Here is a 17,702-nt window from a genome sequence, read left to right as displayed (position 1 = left end):
ACCAATGACATTGCTTAAAGATATCGCCCTGAGTTCGGTTATCACGACTGCTGTTATGCTTAGCTTGCACGCTTCTTGGGATTGGGTTTTCATTGCTAGCTTAGAGGTTGCTGTATTAGCGTCTATTATCCTCGCCAGTATGCTCAAAGGGGCAATATCGCTAGAAAAGGTCATGGCATCGCACTTTTTACGCCATCAGACCTTCCCAAAACTTAAGCGTGGTATCTCGTCTTATATCATTTTAGTGGGTTCGAAGTTGGCCGCTATGGCCATTATCGCCCTGATTTTCAAGCAGCACGTGGCATTTACCGGCGCATTTAGTGGTGTAGTCGCATTTTTTGCGATCATCTTTGCTGTGCTTGGCATTGAAGCACTATTTGCACGTTTGAAACCGCAGCCAGCATTCAGTTAAGCACCGTTTAGCCCCCACATCACATGCAGTAACCCTAGTCTTCAACTCACAAATTCCAGATGCAAAAAAGCCCCGTCATTTCTGACGAGGCTTTAAAATGTGGTCGGTGAAGAGGGATTCGAACCCCCGACCCTCTGGTCCCAAACCAGATGCGCTACCAAGCTGCGCTATTCACCGAGATGTTGCATTGAGTCTTGCTAAGCAACGGATTCGTATATTACTGATTATTTTTTTTGACGCAAGTCATTTAGCACATCTTTTTTGTGCCAAATGATCGTTTGCTCAAGTATCAACCAATAAATCGTAAATAGTGACCAAGCACACACAGTTAGACACAAGTCATTAACGAATTATTCTCAATTGATCCAGATCAGTGTCTGATTTTTAACCACACAGTAGCATCAACCTGTCATCTAGCTTTGGAGGAAACATGGATTTTTGGCTTAATCTCCTATTTGGTAATGCGGTAGGCCTGTCATCAATGATCGTTATTTTTGGTGCCATTGGGCTTATGTTGTTTTACGGTGGTTTCTTCATCTACAAAGTAATGAATGACAAATCTCCTCACTAGAATCGCTTAGCCACTACTCGACGGCGACAATGCTGAAGAATAGACAACGCTTCGCACCGGAGTGAATGTATTGTTCACTCCGGACTTTTATTGCACATATACTTCTTTTTTAACACCTCTCATTTTCCCTAACTCAAGCTTAAGATATACTTTAGTTATCCTACTTTCTTACCTGTGTGACCTATCCGGGATACGTTATGTCTCAAGATGATGATCTGGAGCTATTCCAACAAATGATGGGCGATGTTAAGCCCTTAGAAAACGATACGATTGAGCTGAAAAAAGAACATCGTGTGTCTGAAGCACAACTAGCAAAACGCGATGCAGCCTTGTGGCTGTCAGAACAATGTCCTGATTACTTATCATTGGATTCTGCTCCCCCCTTAAAACCTGAAGACCTTATCGAATTTAAGCGCGATGGCGTGCAAGAAGGGGTGTATCGCAAACTTCGTTTAGGCAAATACCCACTAGAGGCTAAATTGGATCTCCATCGCCGGACTCTCAGCCAGGCGAGAGACGAAGTCACCGCTTTTTTAAGGCAGTGCATGCGACTGGATGTGCGAACGATCATTATTGTTCATGGCAAAGGTGAGCGCTCTAACCCACCAGCATTAATCAAAAGCTATGTGGCGCACTGGCTGACTCAAATAAAAGATGTCCAATGTGTCCACAGCGCCCAACAATTTCACGGTGGAAGCGGTGCGGTGTACGTTTTACTGAGGAAAAGCCCTGAAAAACGGCTCGATAATCGAGAACGGCACCAAAAACGAACGAGTTGAGTGACTTGTCACTCACTTGGGTATAAAATACGCGACCTTATTTGTGTCTGACCAACCAAGAGTAATATAAACTCATGCCTAACTCTGCTGACGGTAAACGTCTTAATAAATACATCAGTGAAACTGGTTTTTGTTCTCGTCGTGAAGCGGATCGACTGATTGAACAGAAACGAGTCACCATCAACGGTATCACTCCAGAAATGGGGACAAAAGTGATGGCAGGTGACAACGTAGAAATCGATGGCAAGCCAGTTAAAAGCAAAGAGAAACCTGTTTATATTGCCTTGAATAAGCCAACCGGTATTACCTGTACTACCGAGCGTGATGTACCTGGTAACATTGTCGACTTTATTGGACACAGCAAACGTATTTTTCCTATCGGTCGATTAGACAAACCCTCTGATGGTTTGATTTTTCTGACCAATGACGGCGATATCGTCAATAAAATCTTGCGTGCAGGCAACAACCACGAAAAAGAGTATGTGGTGCGTGTTGATAAAGCCGTTTCAAAAGAATTTCTTAAGAACATGGCGGCAGGTGTTGCGATTTTAGACACAGTCACGCTGCCTTGTACGGTTGAACAAGAAACACGGTTCTCGTTTCGAATCACACTGACACAAGGGTTAAACCGCCAGATTCGACGCATGTGTGAAGCCCTAGGCTACGAGGTGCTTAAACTCCGTCGCGTTCGTATCATGAACATCAGTATTGATGGTATTCCAAACGGACAGTGGCGCTATCTTAGCGATGCAGAAGTTCAAGAGATTCATGCCTTATGTGAAGGCTCATCCAGTACCGAAGAAGCCTCTAGAAAAGATGGGACAGGTCGACGCATCAATAAAGCAACCGATGCCAAACTTCATGATGCTCGTATCGAAGCAAAACGAGAAAAAATGAAGACCTTCTCGGGCCATGGCGCCGATGAGTTCAGACGCGGGCCTAAACAGAGTAATCGCAATAAGCCTAGTACTGGTCGTCCTAATTCAGAGCATAAACCTCGTCAAAACTCGACACCAAGCAAACCGAAGGCTCGTGTTAGCGGAACCTTGTCGTTAAAAAAGTAGGCACTTTTGAGCGCCTATAGGCAATCACTTTTGTTGGTAATAGCGCTTGTAGGTAATAGCTCCTGTAGGCAACCGCTCTTGCAGACAACCGCTCCCGCAGACAATAAGCATTTGCCTGCGTTAGGGCGACGGTAAGCTAACTCTCACATAAATTAGCAAAAACACCACGCGTCAGCGTCGCTAAATCTTGCGGCGCTAACTCAATCTCAAGCCCTCGCTTTCCTGCGCTTACGCACATGGTTTTTCTTAGTTCAGCACTAATGTGTATAAAAGTAGGCAATAGCTTTTTTTGTCCTAACGGGCTGATACCACCTAAGACATATCCTGTCGTTTTCTGAGCAATGTCTTTATCGGCCATCTCTGCTTTTTTGCCGCCCGCCGCTTTTGCCGCCAATTTTAAATTTAATTTTTCCTCGACTGGAATGATCGCGACCGCCAGATTTTTTGGCTCACCATTTAGTGAAAACAGTAGCGTTTTAAAAACGGTTTCAGGGTCTTGTCCAAGGGCTTGTACCGCCTCAAGCCCGTAGCTCTCGTGCCTTGGATCATGATGATATTGGTGGACAACGTGGTTGATTTTCTTCTTTTTAGCAAGATTAATAGCAGGTGTCATAACAGTTCCCAAGACAATAAAAAAAGCGGCACCAAAGGCACCGCTTAGTTTTAAACTGACTCATACAAAGAGTCAATCAGTGACTATTTGATTTTGTATACGATCTCACCTTTCGGCTCATACTTATTGACGTCAATTGGGCTGTTGGCTTCTAAGTAGTCTTTCAACACTTCAGCATCGACAAAGCCAGTATTCACATAGCCAGGGTGGTTGTTCAATTTAGGGTAACCATCACCGCCTGCAGCATTAAAGCTAGGAACCGTAAATCTGTAGGTCGCTTTAGGGTCTAGTGCTTTACCATTAATAACAACGTCAGAAACAGATTCTTTACCTACCGTCATTGATATACCAGCAAACTGTGCGTATGCACCAGAATCAACCGGTTTTAACGCGACAACATTCAAGTAATCTAGCACTTCCGCGCCGCTCATGTCGGTGTAAGTGACAATGTTACCAAACGGCTGAACCGTTAAGACATCTTTGTATGTCACATCGCCTTGCTCAATGGAGTCGCGAACGCCACCAGAGTTCATGACCGCAAAATCGGCTTTAGCTCGCTCTTTATGAGATATACCAATCAAACGACCTAGGTTAGTCTGCTTAAAGCGAACCACATTACGGTCCCCTTCGAGCTTGCCATTTGTTTCAGCAATTTTTTCACCCAATTGACCCTGACCTTTTTCTTGATACGGCGTTAAGAAGGCAAGTAATTCTGCATCTTGCTGAATCTCACCTTCAATCAGTACCCGTTGTTTTTTACCATCAACTTTAACTTTTTTCTTCAGGTTAACCGGTATCAGATCGTAGCTCACCATGTCGAGTTCGCCGTTTTTAAATTCATAGTCGGCACGACCTACGTATTTACCCCACTCATGTGCTTGAACAATCCAAGTGCCGTTTTGAGTATCAGGTTTACACTCATCCGCTGGTTTGAAATTCTTTTTAACGACATTAGGGCCTTCCATACAGACCGGCTCTTGTGAGTGACCACCGACAATCATGTCTAGGTCGCCTTCATTAAGATAGCGTGCTAACGCAACATCACCCGGTGCATTCACTCCACGCTCACCATTTTCATAGTGACCCATGTGAGTCACGGCAAAAATAAGATCGGGTTTTTCTGTTTCTTTTAGTTCGGCAATGAGCTTTTTAGCCTCAACTTTCGGGTCACGGAACTCAATTCCCCCAATATATTCAGGATTACCAATCTTCGCCGTGTCTTCGGTTGTTAAGCCAATAACCGCAATTTTAATACCTTGCTTGTCAAACATTTGGTAAGCATCAAACATGCGCTCACCGGTTTTCTTGTCGTAAATGTTGGCAGACAACATTGGGAAATTCGCCCACTCTTTTTGCTTAAACAGTACTTCAAGAGGATTATCAAACTCATGATTGCCCAATGCCATTGCATCGTAGCCAATCTTACTCATTCCCTTAAAATCTGGTTCAGCATCTTGCAGGTCTGATTCAGGAACCCCGGTGTTAATATCACCGCCAGACAAGAGCAATAAGCTGCCACCTTCGGCCTCTACGTCGGCACGAATACTGTCGATCAGGGTTTTACGAGCAGCCATGCCGTACTCACCGTATTTGTTTTGCCAAAAACGGCCATGGTGATCATTAGTATGAAGAACGGTTAGCTTATAGGTTTCATCGGCATTCCATTCATGTTCTGGTTGAGTTGCGCATCCTGCAAGTGATGCGATGATCGCCGCACTAAGTACGGATTTTAATATAAGGCTATTTTTCATTGTTCTACCTTTGAACTTAGGAGATTCCACTGCTTTAACCGTTTGTAATCAAGGATATTTCCACTCACAAACGGTTTATAATTATTAACAATTCATGCTAAATTTCAACGTATAGACATACTTAGAAATATTACAAAAGTTGCGTTAGTTTAAATTAACCATTTAAACATAACATGTTGATTTCACTTTTATGATGCATGGGTCACAAGTTGCTGAGCTGGTACCCATACATTTAACTACATACATTATTAATTTCAATATCGATAAAGTTAAACCCACTGTTGCTAAGAGTGTTACGTATTCACTACAAAGATGGGGATAACGAGGAGGGTACCGATTTAACAACATAAAAAGTGAACACGTTTTGTATGATTTATGTTGTGGTTTTTTATCACTGCCTATAGCCTTAGTCACTATAGTGAGAAGTATTGTTTTCGTTGCCAAGGCAACAGGTGTTGTGAAGGGTGGTTGTATTGTTTGGTTCTTTGTTATTCACAAAAGAGCATCCATTTCGTCGATTACGTTATCGTGTATTTTTGGACACCCATATTTATCGACCCTATGCACATTTCATGTACGGGGCGATTGTTGTTTTTCTATTTTTCACCATTTCTGACAAACTCGTTTTACAACAACATGCCGACCCCGTCGTCTTTGCTCGTATCTTCCTGGCATCCAGTGCAGCCGTGTTATTATATTGCGCTTCAAGATACCAATGGCGATGCTTACCCATACTTGAGGTTGCGCTCTTTATCAGTGCTGGATTCATTGTCCATTTCGCTGGAGCCATTGCATTAAGTATTGGAAACACCAACTACCAAAGTGGCAGTATTTTACTCATGCTGTACATCGGGACCTTTTCTCGGCTCTCATTTGGTTATTCGTTGACAGCGATCATTGGCATCATTTTGCCCTATATTCTTTACGTGCACCCCGCCCTAGCTGAACTCGAAGCCATGAAAGAATCAAACCATTATATGGTGGTATTAAGCACTGCCCTATTCTGCATTCTTGGCAGTTATCGTAGAGCGCTAGAAACCAGAACGCGATTTGAAGAGAGCCAGAAGATACGCAGTCAATCAATTAAACTCGCGGCCTACTCTCAACGCCTTAAAGATATGAGTGAAACGGACGCTTTAACAAAAATCCACAATCGCCATTATTTGAATCAATGGATTCACCATGCAGAGCAGGCACCTCGACCTTTGAACCTCACATTCGTGATGTTAGATATCGATCATTTTAAACAGGTCAATGATCGTGACGGCCACCATGCGGGGGATCTCATCATCAGAAAAGTCGCTTCAGTACTCGCCTCAAATAAACCGGCTAACGGCCAATTGATTCGTTATGGAGGTGAAGAGTTTTTACTTATCCTTCCCGAGGGAGATATTCAACGTATCGCTTCGCAAGTAGAACACCTACGTCAAAAATGTTCGGTCTCAAACCCAAATGGAAATGCTAACGTCACTGTGTCGGCTGGAGTCTACATTGCAAACCATCATAACGATAGCGTGTTAGCGGCGATCAATTACGCTGACAAGGCACTTTATAAGGCCAAAGCATCCGGAAGAAACCAAACGGTGATGCCTCAATGGAAGGGTTAGTTAGCAACACTCAAAATAGTGCGTCATGCCGGTGAATAAATGGAAAGCTTAAAGAACTTGCCTTAAATGATCATAATAAAAGCGGCCATTGGCCGCTTTTATTTACACAACATAAAACACTTAATATCGATTAACGAATATCAATATGTTCAAAGCCTTTGATAAGATCATCCAGTGCTTTCATTTGTGCTAGAAACGGCTCAAGCTTATCGAGTGGCAGTGCCGATGGCCCATCGCACATCGCCGCGTCTGGGTTAGGATGCGCCTCAATAAAGAGTCCTGCAATACCTGTCGCCAGACCCGCTTTTGCTAATTCAACCGTTTGTTCACGACGACCACCAGAGGCTGCACCTGAAGGGTCACGCATCTGTAGTGAGTGTGTCACATCGAAAATGATCGGACTGCCGTTCGATACTTTCTTCATCACGCCAAAGCCCAGCATATCAACCACTAGGTTGTCGTAACCATGACACGCACCACGCTCACATAGGATGATTTTCTCATTGCCACACTCGGCAAATTTATCAACGATGTTGCCAACTTGACCAGGGCTCATAAACTGAGGTTTCTTCACGTTAATGACCGCATCGGTTTTCGCCATTGCTTCGACAAGGTCTGTCTGGCGAGCAAGAAAAGCTGGCAATTGAATCACATCCACCACATCCGCGACAGGCTGAGCTTGAGCTTCGTTGTGGATATCGGTAATGATCTTCACACCGAACGTATCTTTTAGCTCCTGGAAGATTTTCAGACCTTCTTCCAAGCCTGGGCCACGATAAGAATGTACTGAGCTACGGTTTGCTTTATCAAATGACGCCTTGAAAACGTATGGAATGCCTAGTTTCTCAGTCACTTTTACATAGTGCTCGCAAATTTGCATCGCCATATCACGCGATTCAAGCACATTCATACCAGCAAAGAGGGTAAATGGTTTGTCATTCGCTACTGGGATATCACCTACGTGAACGGTTTTAACTGTCATTGGATACTCTCTAATTTTTTAGTGAAGGATAACAGGCGCACGACTGATCGCTGATACCTGTGTTTTCAGTAATTCAATCGCGGGGTCATCAGGGCATTGGTCGATAAAGTATTGGAAATCACTGGCGGCAACTTGATGGCAATCCAACTGCTGATAAATATAGCCTCGGTCTCGAATCTCATACGGGTCATCAGGAACAAACGTCAGCGCAAGGTCGGTACATCGCAACGCGAGTGTATATTTTTCTTCTCTTAACAAGGCGCTTTTTAACAACGCCAGCCAACGACCGATTACCGTTGGGTTATCAGACACGGCAAGATGCTTCGATTCTAATTTAGCCAAGGGGCCTTCATTACCAATCAGCCACGCACGTAATGTTGATTTTGCAACATACTCGCCATCATATGGATTGATATAACAGGGTGCTTCGTTTGGCCAAGTGACTTTCAACAAAAACTGCGTTGGAAATGTCACGGCCTCTACAGGGAAGCCTAGCTTGCTCGCCAGATAGATCAAGATAGCACCTAAGCTAACCGGTACCCCCTTTCTTCTTTCAAGCACCTTATCGATGAAGGCATTTTCAGACGAAAAATAGGCCTCGGTATCACCACCAAAGTTCCATTCTTTATAGAACAACCTGAGCAAGGCATCAAAGCGTTGCTTCTCATCGACTTCATGTGCCAAAGTTTGCTCAGCATCTTTTAGCAAACGAGCTAATTCTGCCTCAGCCCAGTGGTTCTGAGTGTCTGGATCAACAGCTTTATTTAAAATTAAAGCGCCTTCAACTAACGCGATGGCGTCAAAATCTTCATCAAACAGTTCGAGCATCGTTTACCCCATTAAGAATGGTGTTTTGAACATGGCAATCTTTGCTGCCATCATCAACCATCCTAGTGCACCGAAAAATGCACATATTCTAAGTAAGTTATTCTTGGCCAGTTTTAAAGCAAAGAAACCCAACGCAAAGTAAGCCAAGATACAAGTGACTTTCTCTGTCATCCATGGGGCGGCATCTGTAAACGGAATAAATCCAGTAATCATGATAAGTCCGATACCTGACAACAGTAGCAACGAATCATTGATGTGAGGGAAGCGCTTCAAAAACGGATGATTCACTTTTGGTGAGTTCATCATAATCAATCCAAATCTCACAGACAGCAGCGCAACACTTAGTGCGATCGTCAACAAGTGGAAATGTTTTAGTCCTTCATACATAGCTACTTTACTCTCTGTTATTATTTTTCGGCTTATTGTTTATTTTTATGGATTACAGTTTATTTTTATGGCTTACAGTTACTGCTTATGGTTCTACCACTCTAAGAGCTACCCGCGTAAAGCCAGATTATTATCCAGCTATCATCAATTACACACTACTGCCATTGGCCAAGTGTGACTCTGTCGTTACCCGCATAATCTTGTTCTGTAATGACGTGTTTAAAGCCATTACTTTCCAAGACAGATCGCACCGCCGCTCCTTGCTCAAAACCGTGTTCGAACATCAACCATCCATTTGGCAATAAAAACGATGCCGCCTGAGCTGAGATCAACTCGATGTCTGCTAAGCCATTATTTTCCGCAATAAGCGCCGTTGATGGTTCAAACCGAACGTCACCTTGAGACAAATGGGGATCGTGCTTATCGATATAAGGAGGGTTAGACACAATCAACGAAAATCGTTTCTTGTCGTCAATAGGAGTAAACCAACTGCCCTGGCAGAACGTGACATTCCCCAGACCGAGCTTAGTCGCATTGCCAGTGGCAAGCTCTACTGCATCTTGTTGATAGTCAACACCCACAAACTGACGCTCAGGTAACTCAGACGCTAACGCTAATGCGATCGCTCCTGTGCCTGTGCCTAAATCCAGGACATCGCCCGTTAGAGTGCTCGCCTTATCTAGCGCTAATTCAACTAGTCGCTCGGTATCAGGTCTTGGGATCAGTGTGCTGGAGGCAACATTGAGTGGCAATGACCAAAACTCACGCTCACCAAGAATATAAGCGACAGGTTCACCCTTCACTCTTCGAGCTAACAAGGATTCAAACTGCACAGACTGCGCGTCGGTTAAACACTTTTCAGGCCACGTCAGAAGGTAACTTCTTGGCTTATCTAGGGCATGGCAAAGTAACACGGCCGCATCAAGCGAAGCCGAATCACTACCTGACTCCGAAAGAACAAGCGATGCCCGTTTGAGCACCGCTTCAATAGATGATTCCAATATCATCAATTAGTTATTCTCAGCAAGCGCCGCAAGCTGATCGGCTTGGTGTTCCGTCAATACAGGGTCAATCAAGGTTTGGAGATCGCCTTCCATGATTTCTGATAAACGGTATAACGTCAGCGTGATACGGTGATCAGATACTCGGCCTTGTGGGTAGTTGTAAGTACGAATGCGATCACTACGATCGCCAGAACCCAATAGGTTACGACGAGTGTCAGAGACTTCAGCAGCACGCTTTGCAACTTCAGCTTGAGTGATACGCGCGGCAAGTACCGCCATTGCTTTCGCTTTGTTCTTATGTTGCGAGCGTTCATCCTGACATTCGACAACGGTGCCGGTTGGCAAGTGAGTAATACGAATAGCAGAATCAGTGGTGTTGACGTGCTGACCACCCGCTCCCGATGCACGGAAAGTATCAATCTTCAGATCAGCGGCTTTGATCTCTGGGATCTCTGCTTCTGGTACTTCTGCCATCACAGCAACCGTACATGCTGAAGTATGCACACGACCTTGTGATTCGGTAGCCGGAACACGTTGAACACGATGTCCACCGGATTCAAACTTAAGCACACCGTACGCACCTTCGCCCGTTACTTTAGCAATCATTTCTTTAAAGCCACCTTGCTCAGAGATATTTGAGCTCATGACTTCGATGCGCCAGCCTTTCTTTTCTGCATAACGACTGTACATACGGAAAAGGTCGCCAGCAAAAATACCCGCTTCATCACCACCCGCGCCGGCGCGGATTTCAAGGAAACAGTTACGATCATCATTAGGGTCTTTTGGCAATAACAGAACCTGAAGTTCATCAGCTAAGCGTTCAATTGTCGCTTTAGATTCGGCAATTTCTTCTTGCGCCATTTCGCGCATTTCTGCGTCATCTTCTTTTGCCATTTCTTCTGCCGCAGTAAGATCATCTTGTGCTTGCTGGTAGGCTTGGAAGCACTGTGTCACTTCTTCTAACTGAGAATACTCTCTCGACAACGCTCGGAATTTATTCTGATCGCCAATCACGCCAGGATCACCGAGCAGGTGTTGAACTTCTTCGTAGCGTTCAACCAGAGTTTCCAATTTCATTAGGATGGAGGATTTCATAATTGCTGTCTTATCTCAGGGTATGGCTTATTTAGTTTGGTCTAAACCCAAACTTTGTCTGATGACCGTCAGTTTTGCAGGATCACCCTGCTCGGCGGCATCTTGTAACGCCTTAGTTGGCGCATGAATAAGCTTGTTGGTTAATTTATTACTCAGCTCTAATAACACTTTTTCCGGATCGGAGCCTGTGGCTAAAGCTTGTAAACTTTTTGACAATAAATCGTGGCGAGTCTCATTCGCTTGTTTTCTAAACTCTCGGATACTGTCGACGGCTTGAAGTGAACGCATCCATGTCATGAACTGAGCACTTTCTTCGCTCACAATGACTTCCGCTTGGATCGCCTCAACTTTTCGTTGCTCGATATTACCATCAACTATCGATTGCAAGTCATCAACGGTATAGAGGTAGGCGTCGTTCAATTCCCCCACCTGTGACTCGATATCACGAGGTACCGCGATATCGATCAACAACATCGGCTGATATCGACGTTGTTTAATGGCGGTTTCGACCATCCCCTTACCAATAATGGGTAGCGGGCTCGCCGTCGAGCTGATCACGATGTCTGCACGTGGCAGCACATCAGGAATCTCATTTAGAGCAATAACTTGGGCACCAAACTGAGAGGCCAGCACATCCGCGCGTTCTTTGGTTCGGTTGGCCACAATCATTTGTTTACAACCATGCCCTTGCAGATGTTTCGCTACCAGTTCTATGGTTTCACCCGCACCGACCAATAGGACCACGGAGTCAGCGATGGTTTCAAAAATTTGTCGTGCTAACGTACAAGCCGCATAAGCGACTGACACCGCACTGCTGCCGATCTCTGTTTCAGTTCGAACTCGCTTTGCGACGGAAAACACCTTTTGGAACAGTTTCTCGACGCTGCCATCAATCGCGCGTAACTCTCTTGCGTCAGAATAGGCTTGTTTCACCTGCCCTAAAATTTGCGGCTCACCAAGAACTAAGGAATCCAAACCACATGACACGCGCATGAGATGCCGAATTGCCGCTTGTTCCTCATGAACATACAACGAAGGTTTCAGCTCTTCTGCAGCAACACCGTGAAACTGAATCAGCCAATCAATCAGTTGTGTTTTACTGAAACTACCTGTGTCACAGTATATTTCGGTGCGGTTGCACGTTGACAGGATGACGGAGCCATTTACCTTGCTATTTTCTTTTAGCTCATTCAGGGCTCGGTCGAGTTTTTCAGGCGGAAACGCCACCTTCTCTCTAAGATCCACTGACGCTGTATTATGGTTGATACCAATGGCAAGCAATGACATGTAAAGCGAATTCTCTGATACGGATATGACAAATAGGTCGGAATTTTACTTGATGGCACGCTTTAATGAAAGGCTCAGACCAATTTGTTTTCCTGAGTTTGTGGGTTTGGTGCTATAGTCTTTCAATATTGTATTGAATTTGAACAATAAACCAGCACGTAAGATGTTTCCTATGCTTAAGCTCTCTCGCCAATTTTTCTATACGTTACTCGCCTTTTACCTTGTAGGTTGTACCAGCGTACCACCTGAACCTAAAAGCGTAGAATGGACCGCTCATCGATCTGAACTTTCCTCTCTTACCCAGTACACTGCGATTGGGAAGTTGGGCTACGTTTCTCCAGAGCAGCGACAAACCCTCAACTTTCAATGGACACACTCCCCTAATTTTACTCAAGTTAGGTTGACCACCTTCCTAGGGCAGACCGTCTTAAATTTAACGTCAACGCCCAGCGGGGCTTTCATTGAAACCTACGACGGCCAAAAGCTAAGTGGCAGAAATGTCAATCAACTCATTTATCAACTTGTTGGTTTAGATATTCCTATTGAGCAACTTCAAGATTGGCTTATCGGCCTTCCGACGACCGCTGATACTTATCAATTAAACAGTTTCAATACCGTGGGCAGCTTGACAAAACAATTACAAAATAAGTCATGGCAATTAGAGTACGAGGCATACCGAAGCTATACTCTTACAGACTCAGAGCAAACCCTTCCTATGCCTACTCGTATGCTGCTCACGCAAGGCGACACCACTCTAAAACTAGTGGTCTCTAAATGGACAATGAAACAATGACCGCGAAGCAAACCACACGGTGGCCTAGCCCCGCAAAACTGAATCTATTTTTATACATCACTGGCCGCCAAGCTAACGGCTATCATGAGCTCCAAACGCTATTCCAATTCATAGACCTGTGCGATCACCTTGAGATCACACCCAACGACAGTGGCACTGTCACCCTATCCCCAGACATTGATGGTGTGGCCACGCAAGACAACCTAATTTGGCGAGCCGCTACCGCGTTGCAAAAATACGCCATCTCAGGTGCGCTTTGCGCTAATCCACGCGGCAAATCACTGGGGGCACATATTCACCTCACGAAGATCTTGCCGATGGGGGGCGGGATTGGCGGCGGCTCTTCCAATGCAGCAACGGCATTAGTCGCACTCAATTATTTGTGGCAGCTCGACTGCACCACAGATGAGCTTGCAAATATAGGGCTAGCACTCGGGGCTGATGTGCCGGTTTTTGTGCGTGGTTTTGCGGCATTTGCTGAGGGTGTAGGTGAAAAACTGTCACCAGCAGAGCCGAAAGAAAAATGGTATTTGGTTGTCAAACCAGAGGTCAGTATCGCAACGGTCGATATTTTCACGCATCCAAAATTAACTAGAGATACGCCAAAACGAGACTTACCAACGCTTTTAGACTCGCTTTACGTAAACGATTGCGAAAAAATTGTCCGAATGCTGTACCCAGAGGTTGATAAGCAACTTTCTTGGCTGCTACAATACGCGCCGTCGAGATTGACGGGAACCGGATCTTGCATTTTTGCTGAATTTAACAGCAAAGAGAGCGCAGAGAAAGTTTTTCACCACCTTCCTGACAATGTCTCCGCTTATGTAGCGAAAGGGTGCAACCGCTCTCCTTTACTAGAGACCTTGGCTAATTACCAATTAGCCCAAACACAATCTGTTTAAACTAGACGCAACCCTGAGGTTTCCACCGTGCCTGATATGAAGCTATTTGCTGGTAACGCTACACCTGAACTAGCCCAACGTATTGCTGATCGTCTATACATCTCTCTTGGAGATGCTACTGTTGACCGTTTTTCTGATGGCGAAGTCGCTGTTCAAATCAATGAAAACGTTCGTGGTAGTGATGTATTCATCATTCAATCAACTTGTGCGCCAACTAACGACAACCTAATGGAGTTAGTGGTAATGATTGATGCAATGCGCCGCGCTTCAGCAGGCCGTATTACTGCTGTAATTCCTTACTTTGGTTATGCACGTCAAGATCGTCGCGTACGCTCTGCTCGTGTGCCAATTACAGCTAAAGTTGTTGCTGATTTCCTTTCTAACGTTGGTGTTGACCGTGTGTTGACTATCGACTTACATGCTGAGCAAATCCAAGGCTTCTTCGACGTACCTGTTGATAACATCTTCGGTACACCAGTACTGCTTGAAGATATGGCTAACCGTGGTCTAGAAGATCCAGTCGTTGTGTCTCCTGATCTTGGTGGTGTTGTACGCGCTCGCGCAACAGCAAAAGCACTCGGTGATATTGACATCGCGATCGTCGATAAGCGTCGTCCACGTGCAAACGTGTCTGAGGTCATGAACCTTATCGGTGATGTTGAAGGCCGTGACTGTGTCATCGTCGATGACATGATCGATACTGGTGGCACACTGTGTAAAGCAGCCGAAGCTCTGAAAGAACGTGGCGCTAAGCGTGTATTTGCTTACGCAACACACGCAGTATTCTCTGGCAACGCCGCTAAAAACATCAAGAACTCAGTACTTGACCAAGTCATCGTGACTGACTCAATTACATTGACAAAAGAAATGGCAGCAACCGGTAAAGTTCACCAGTTAACGCTATCTTCTATGCTGGCTGAAGCGATTCGCCGTATTAGCAACGAAGAGTCAATTTCTGCGATGTTCAGCTCTAAGTAAGCGTTCAACGTATTATAAAAAACCACTTCTTGATGAAGTGGTTTTTTTGTATTCACGTTTTGTGTCTCCACTTAGTGTGCTATCATACCGCGCTTTTTGATATTCAAGAGAGATCGGTCCGTTGACTCAGCAGATAAAATTACTTGTAGGCCTAGCCAACCCAGGTCCCGAATACGCGAGAACGCGCCACAATGCAGGAGCATGGGTGGTCGAAGAGCTTGCTCGAATTCATAACATCACCTTAAAGAATGAACCAAAATTCTTTGGCCTAACTGGTAGAATCCAGGCTAATGGCAGTGATCTTAGAGTATTAGTTCCAACAACATTTATGAACTTATCAGGTAAAGCCATTGCCGCTTTAGCCAAGTTCTATCAAATTCAACCTGAAGAAATCATGGTCGCTCACGATGAGCTAGACTTACCTCCAGGTGTTGCTAAGTTCAAGAAAGGTGGTGGTCATGGCGGTCATAATGGCCTCAAAGACACCATCAGTAAGCTCAGCAACAATAAAGACTTCTATCGCCTTCGGATTGGTATTGGCCATCCTGGACACAGAGACAAAGTCGCAGGCTATGTATTAGGTAAAGCACCAGCAAAAGAGCAAGAATGCCTTGATGCTGTTGTCGATGAATCTGTACGCAGTCTTGATATTTTACTTAAAGATGGCCTGCCAAAAGCACAAAATCGCCTACACACGTTCAAAGCTGAATAAGGTTACAATCATGGGTTTTAAATGTGGCATCGTTGGATTGCCAAACGTTGGTAAATCAACTCTGTTCAACGCACTAACAAAAGCAGGAATTGAAGCAGCAAACTTCCCGTTCTGTACTATCGAACCAAACACTGGCATCGTTCCTGTTCCAGATTTACGTCTAGACGCCTTGTCTAAAATTGTTAATCCGCAAAAGATTTTGCCGACAACAATGGAATTCGTTGATATTGCGGGCCTTGTGGCTGGCGCATCAAAAGGTGAAGGCTTAGGTAACAAATTCTTAGCTAACATCCGCGAAACTGACGCGATTGGCCACGTTGTTCGTTGTTTTGAAAACGACAACATTATCCACGTTTCAGGTAAAGTATCGCCGATTGATGATATCGAAGTGATCAACTTAGAATTAGCATTAGCCGATCTTGACAGTTGTGAACGTGCGATCTTCCGCAATGCTAAAAAAGCAAAAGGCGGCGATAAAGACGCAAAATTTGAAACCACTGTACTTGAAAAGTTACTACCAGTGCTTACTGAAGGTGGCATGGCACGTACCGTTGAACTGGCAAAAGAAGAACTCGCAGCGATTGGCTACTTGAACTTCCTAACCCTTAAACCAACGATGTACATCGCCAACGTTAACGAAGACGGTTTTGAAAACAACCCGTATCTTGATGCCGTTCGTGAGTTTGCAGCCAATGAAAACAACGTGGTGGTTGCCGTTTGTGCAGCCATTGAATCTGAGCTGTCAGAACTTGATGATGAAGATCGCGTAGAATTCCTCGCCGACATGGGTATCGAAGAGCCGGGACTTAACCGTGTGATTCGATCGGGCTACGATCTTCTAACGCTACAGACTTATTTCACCGCGGGTGTTAAAGAAGTACGTGCATGGACGATTCCTATCGGCGCCACGGCACCACAGTCTGCTGGTAAAATTCATACTGACTTCGAGAAAGGCTTCATTCGTGCCGAAGTCGTTGGTTACAATGATTTTATCGAATTCAACGGTGAATCTGGAGCAAAAGATGCGGGTAAATGGCGTCTTGAAGGCAAAGATTACATTGTAAAAGATGGCGATGTAATTCACTTCCGTTTCAACGTTTAACAAAGCAATTGTTGTTTTGTATAAAAAGCCAGCATCTGCTGGCTTTTGTTGTTTTTAAAGCCTTAGCGTAAAACTCAGCTATCAAATGACTCGTAACAAATAACACCATTTAGCTGGTGCTTATATAACAGTTTTTGATCACAAACGACGCTATTTGTTTAAAAAAAACTCGAACAGCACTTTTTAGTGGATTTCTTCAAAAAAAAAGTTGACGCATTTGTCTCAACTACGCATAATGCGCCCCGTTCTCAGCGATAAGGCAACTTAACGCCGGGAGTGAAAAATTGAAAAGAAATGGCTACTTAGCTCAGCTGGTTAGAGCACATCACTCATAATGATGGGGTCGCAGGTTCAAATCCCGCAGTAGCCACCATTTCAAATTTTCTTGTAACAGGAACAACAATGCGGTCGTGGCGGAATTGGTAGACGCACCAGATTTAGGTTCTGGCGCCGAGAGGTGTGAGAGTTCAAGTCTCTCCGACCGCACCATTCTTTAGAAATAAAGAATCAAGTATGATGACTTTGAGTTTCAAGTACTCTAAACCATCCTGTTGGGCTATCGCCAAGCGGTAAGGCACTGGCTTTTGATGCCAGCATTCCCTGGTTCGAATCCAGGTAGCCCAGCCAACATTTTGTTTTATTGAATAGAAGTTTTTCTTAAATTCGGTAGAACTAGAGATAAGATTGTATTATATTGTCTCGCTTGCAAAACATGGCTACTTAGCTCAGCTGGTTAGAGCACATCACTCATAATGATGGGGTCGCAGGTTCAAATCCCGCAGTAGCCACCATACAACGTTATCTAGATTCTCCAATGTCTTTATAACTATATATT

The 17,702-nt window shown here is 44.6% G+C and carries 18 protein-coding genes and 5 tRNA genes; 14 read left to right on the top strand and 9 right to left on the bottom strand.

Going from position 1 to position 17,702, the window contains the following annotated elements; all coding sequences use genetic code 11:
• Positions 1-4: 4 nt before the first annotated feature.
• A complete protein-coding gene (locus ACE1OE_RS21205) occupies positions 5-412 on the top strand; it encodes a hypothetical protein (RefSeq protein ID WP_449212197.1) in 408 nt (135 codons plus the stop codon).
• A gap of 100 nt (positions 413-512) precedes the next feature.
• Here ACE1OE_RS21205 and ACE1OE_RS21200 read toward each other — a convergent pair.
• Positions 513-589: transfer RNA gene (locus ACE1OE_RS21200), tRNA-Pro, on the bottom strand.
• 253 nt (positions 590-842) lie between these two features.
• Here ACE1OE_RS21200 and ACE1OE_RS21195 point away from each other — a divergent pair.
• The 3 genes from ACE1OE_RS21195 to rluF all read left to right on the top strand — a co-directional run bounded on the left by ACE1OE_RS21195 (position 843) and on the right by rluF (position 2,826).
• Positions 843-983, top strand: coding sequence for a DUF3149 domain-containing protein (locus ACE1OE_RS21195; protein ID WP_102470842.1), 141 nt, complete (start codon positions 843-845; stop codon positions 981-983).
• Positions 984-1,180: 197 nt separating this feature from the next.
• A complete protein-coding gene (smrA, locus tag ACE1OE_RS21190; protein WP_449212196.1) occupies positions 1,181-1,762 on the top strand; it encodes a DNA endonuclease SmrA in 582 nt (193 codons plus the stop codon).
• 74 nt (positions 1,763-1,836) lie between these two features.
• A complete protein-coding gene (gene rluF, locus ACE1OE_RS21185; RefSeq protein WP_372060037.1) occupies positions 1,837-2,826 on the top strand; it encodes a 23S rRNA pseudouridine(2604) synthase RluF in 990 nt (329 codons plus the stop codon).
• A gap of 136 nt (positions 2,827-2,962) precedes the next feature.
• Here the strand turns inward: rluF and ybaK are convergent, their stop codons facing one another.
• Both ybaK and ushA read right to left on the bottom strand, forming a co-directional pair.
• Positions 2,963-3,439, bottom strand: coding sequence for a Cys-tRNA(Pro) deacylase (gene ybaK, locus ACE1OE_RS21180; RefSeq protein ID WP_449212195.1), 477 nt, complete (start codon positions 3,437-3,439; stop codon positions 2,963-2,965).
• Between the two features lie 83 nt (positions 3,440-3,522).
• The gene (gene ushA / locus ACE1OE_RS21175) at positions 3,523-5,190 is read right to left on the bottom strand and encodes a bifunctional UDP-sugar hydrolase/5'-nucleotidase UshA (RefSeq protein ID WP_449212194.1); all 1,668 of its coding nucleotides are present in this window, start codon (positions 5,188-5,190) and stop codon (positions 3,523-3,525) included.
• Between the two features lie 473 nt (positions 5,191-5,663).
• On the opposite strand from ushA, the gene ACE1OE_RS21170 reads away from it, so the two are divergent.
• Complete coding sequence (locus ACE1OE_RS21170) at positions 5,664-6,797, top strand: diguanylate cyclase (RefSeq protein WP_449212193.1); 1,134 nt, start codon at positions 5,664-5,666, stop codon at positions 6,795-6,797.
• Between the two features lie 130 nt (positions 6,798-6,927).
• Here ACE1OE_RS21170 and kdsA read toward each other — a convergent pair whose 3' ends face one another.
• From kdsA to hemA, 6 genes are all read right to left on the bottom strand, one after another.
• Complete coding sequence (gene kdsA, locus ACE1OE_RS21165; RefSeq protein WP_102470836.1) at positions 6,928-7,779, bottom strand: 3-deoxy-8-phosphooctulonate synthase; 852 nt, start codon at positions 7,777-7,779, stop codon at positions 6,928-6,930.
• 18 nt (positions 7,780-7,797) lie between these two features.
• Entirely contained in the window at positions 7,798-8,607 is an 810-nt protein-coding gene (locus ACE1OE_RS21160) for a SirB1 family protein (protein ID WP_102470835.1), read from the bottom strand.
• Positions 8,608-8,610: 3 nt separating this feature from the next.
• Positions 8,611-8,994, bottom strand: coding sequence for a SirB2 family protein (locus ACE1OE_RS21155; protein WP_372060041.1), 384 nt, complete (start codon positions 8,992-8,994; stop codon positions 8,611-8,613).
• A 155-nt stretch (positions 8,995-9,149) separates the two neighbouring features.
• On the bottom strand, positions 9,150-10,001 hold the full coding sequence (gene prmC, locus ACE1OE_RS21150) for a peptide chain release factor N(5)-glutamine methyltransferase (RefSeq protein ID WP_449212192.1): 852 nt from the start codon (positions 9,999-10,001) through the stop codon (positions 9,150-9,152).
• 3 nt (positions 10,002-10,004) lie between these two features.
• On the bottom strand, positions 10,005-11,093 hold the full coding sequence (gene prfA / locus ACE1OE_RS21145) for a peptide chain release factor 1 (RefSeq protein ID WP_102470832.1): 1,089 nt from the start codon (positions 11,091-11,093) through the stop codon (positions 10,005-10,007).
• A gap of 27 nt (positions 11,094-11,120) precedes the next feature.
• Positions 11,121-12,380, bottom strand: coding sequence for a glutamyl-tRNA reductase (gene hemA / locus ACE1OE_RS21140; RefSeq protein WP_372060044.1), 1,260 nt, complete (start codon positions 12,378-12,380; stop codon positions 11,121-11,123).
• Positions 12,381-12,552: 172 nt separating this feature from the next.
• Between hemA and lolB the strand changes: the two genes are divergently transcribed.
• The 9 genes from lolB to ACE1OE_RS21095 all read left to right on the top strand — a co-directional run bounded on the left by lolB (position 12,553) and on the right by ACE1OE_RS21095 (position 17,658).
• A complete protein-coding gene (gene lolB, locus ACE1OE_RS21135) occupies positions 12,553-13,173 on the top strand; it encodes a lipoprotein insertase outer membrane protein LolB (protein ID WP_449212191.1) in 621 nt (206 codons plus the stop codon).
• A complete protein-coding gene (ispE, locus tag ACE1OE_RS21130) occupies positions 13,155-14,075 on the top strand; it encodes a 4-(cytidine 5'-diphospho)-2-C-methyl-D-erythritol kinase (RefSeq protein ID WP_449212190.1) in 921 nt (306 codons plus the stop codon). The genes lolB and ispE overlap by 19 nt, the downstream gene beginning before the upstream one ends.
• Positions 14,076-14,102: 27 nt before the next feature.
• Positions 14,103-15,053, top strand: a complete 951-nt coding sequence (locus tag ACE1OE_RS21125; RefSeq protein ID WP_102470828.1) for a ribose-phosphate pyrophosphokinase — start codon at positions 14,103-14,105, stop codon at positions 15,051-15,053.
• A gap of 121 nt (positions 15,054-15,174) precedes the next feature.
• A complete protein-coding gene (gene pth / locus ACE1OE_RS21120; RefSeq protein ID WP_102470827.1) occupies positions 15,175-15,765 on the top strand; it encodes an aminoacyl-tRNA hydrolase in 591 nt (196 codons plus the stop codon).
• Between the two features lie 10 nt (positions 15,766-15,775).
• Complete coding sequence (ychF, locus tag ACE1OE_RS21115; RefSeq protein ID WP_102470826.1) at positions 15,776-16,867, top strand: redox-regulated ATPase YchF; 1,092 nt, start codon at positions 15,776-15,778, stop codon at positions 16,865-16,867.
• A 296-nt stretch (positions 16,868-17,163) separates the two neighbouring features.
• Positions 17,164-17,240, top strand: a tRNA-Met gene (locus ACE1OE_RS21110).
• 31 nt (positions 17,241-17,271) lie between these two features.
• A tRNA-Leu gene (locus ACE1OE_RS21105) sits at positions 17,272-17,356 on the top strand.
• A gap of 63 nt (positions 17,357-17,419) precedes the next feature.
• Positions 17,420-17,494 (top strand) — tRNA-Gln (locus ACE1OE_RS21100).
• Between the two features lie 87 nt (positions 17,495-17,581).
• Positions 17,582-17,658, top strand: a tRNA-Met gene (locus ACE1OE_RS21095).
• Positions 17,659-17,702 lie beyond the last annotated feature (44 nt).

This window comes from Vibrio sp. E150_011 (assembly GCF_053544015.1).
Note: the sequence above shows the minus strand (reverse complement) of the source record. Positions and strands in the feature narration are given on the sequence as shown.

Excerpts from the sequence above, each read along its gene's own strand:
- ACE1OE_RS21160 (WP_102470835.1), bottom strand. The coding sequence starts at position 8,607 with ATGCTCGAACTGTTTGATGAAGATTTTGACGCCATCGCGTTAGTTGAA.
- prfA (WP_102470832.1), bottom strand. The coding sequence starts at position 11,093 with ATGAAATCCTCCATCCTAATGAAATTGGAAACTCTGGTTGAACGCTAC.
- rluF (WP_372060037.1), top strand. The coding sequence starts at position 1,837 with ATGCCTAACTCTGCTGACGGTAAACGTCTTAATAAATACATCAGTGAA.
- smrA (WP_449212196.1), top strand. The coding sequence starts at position 1,181 with ATGTCTCAAGATGATGATCTGGAGCTATTCCAACAAATGATGGGCGAT.
- hemA (WP_372060044.1), bottom strand. The coding sequence starts at position 12,380 with ATGTCATTGCTTGCCATTGGTATCAACCATAATACAGCGTCAGTGGAT.
- lolB (WP_449212191.1), top strand. The coding sequence starts at position 12,553 with ATGCTTAAGCTCTCTCGCCAATTTTTCTATACGTTACTCGCCTTTTAC.
- kdsA (WP_102470836.1), bottom strand. The coding sequence starts at position 7,779 with ATGACAGTTAAAACCGTTCACGTAGGTGATATCCCAGTAGCGAATGAC.
- prmC (WP_449212192.1), bottom strand. The coding sequence starts at position 10,001 with ATGATATTGGAATCATCTATTGAAGCGGTGCTCAAACGGGCATCGCTT.
- ACE1OE_RS21195 (WP_102470842.1), top strand. The coding sequence starts at position 843 with ATGGATTTTTGGCTTAATCTCCTATTTGGTAATGCGGTAGGCCTGTCA.
- ybaK (WP_449212195.1), bottom strand. The coding sequence starts at position 3,439 with ATGACACCTGCTATTAATCTTGCTAAAAAGAAGAAAATCAACCACGTT.
- ACE1OE_RS21205 (WP_449212197.1), top strand. The coding sequence starts at position 5 with ATGACATTGCTTAAAGATATCGCCCTGAGTTCGGTTATCACGACTGCT.
- ychF (WP_102470826.1), top strand. The coding sequence starts at position 15,776 with ATGGGTTTTAAATGTGGCATCGTTGGATTGCCAAACGTTGGTAAATCA.
- ACE1OE_RS21155 (WP_372060041.1), bottom strand. The coding sequence starts at position 8,994 with ATGTATGAAGGACTAAAACATTTCCACTTGTTGACGATCGCACTAAGT.
- ispE (WP_449212190.1), top strand. The coding sequence starts at position 13,155 with ATGGACAATGAAACAATGACCGCGAAGCAAACCACACGGTGGCCTAGC.
- ushA (WP_449212194.1), bottom strand. The coding sequence starts at position 5,190 with ATGAAAAATAGCCTTATATTAAAATCCGTACTTAGTGCGGCGATCATC.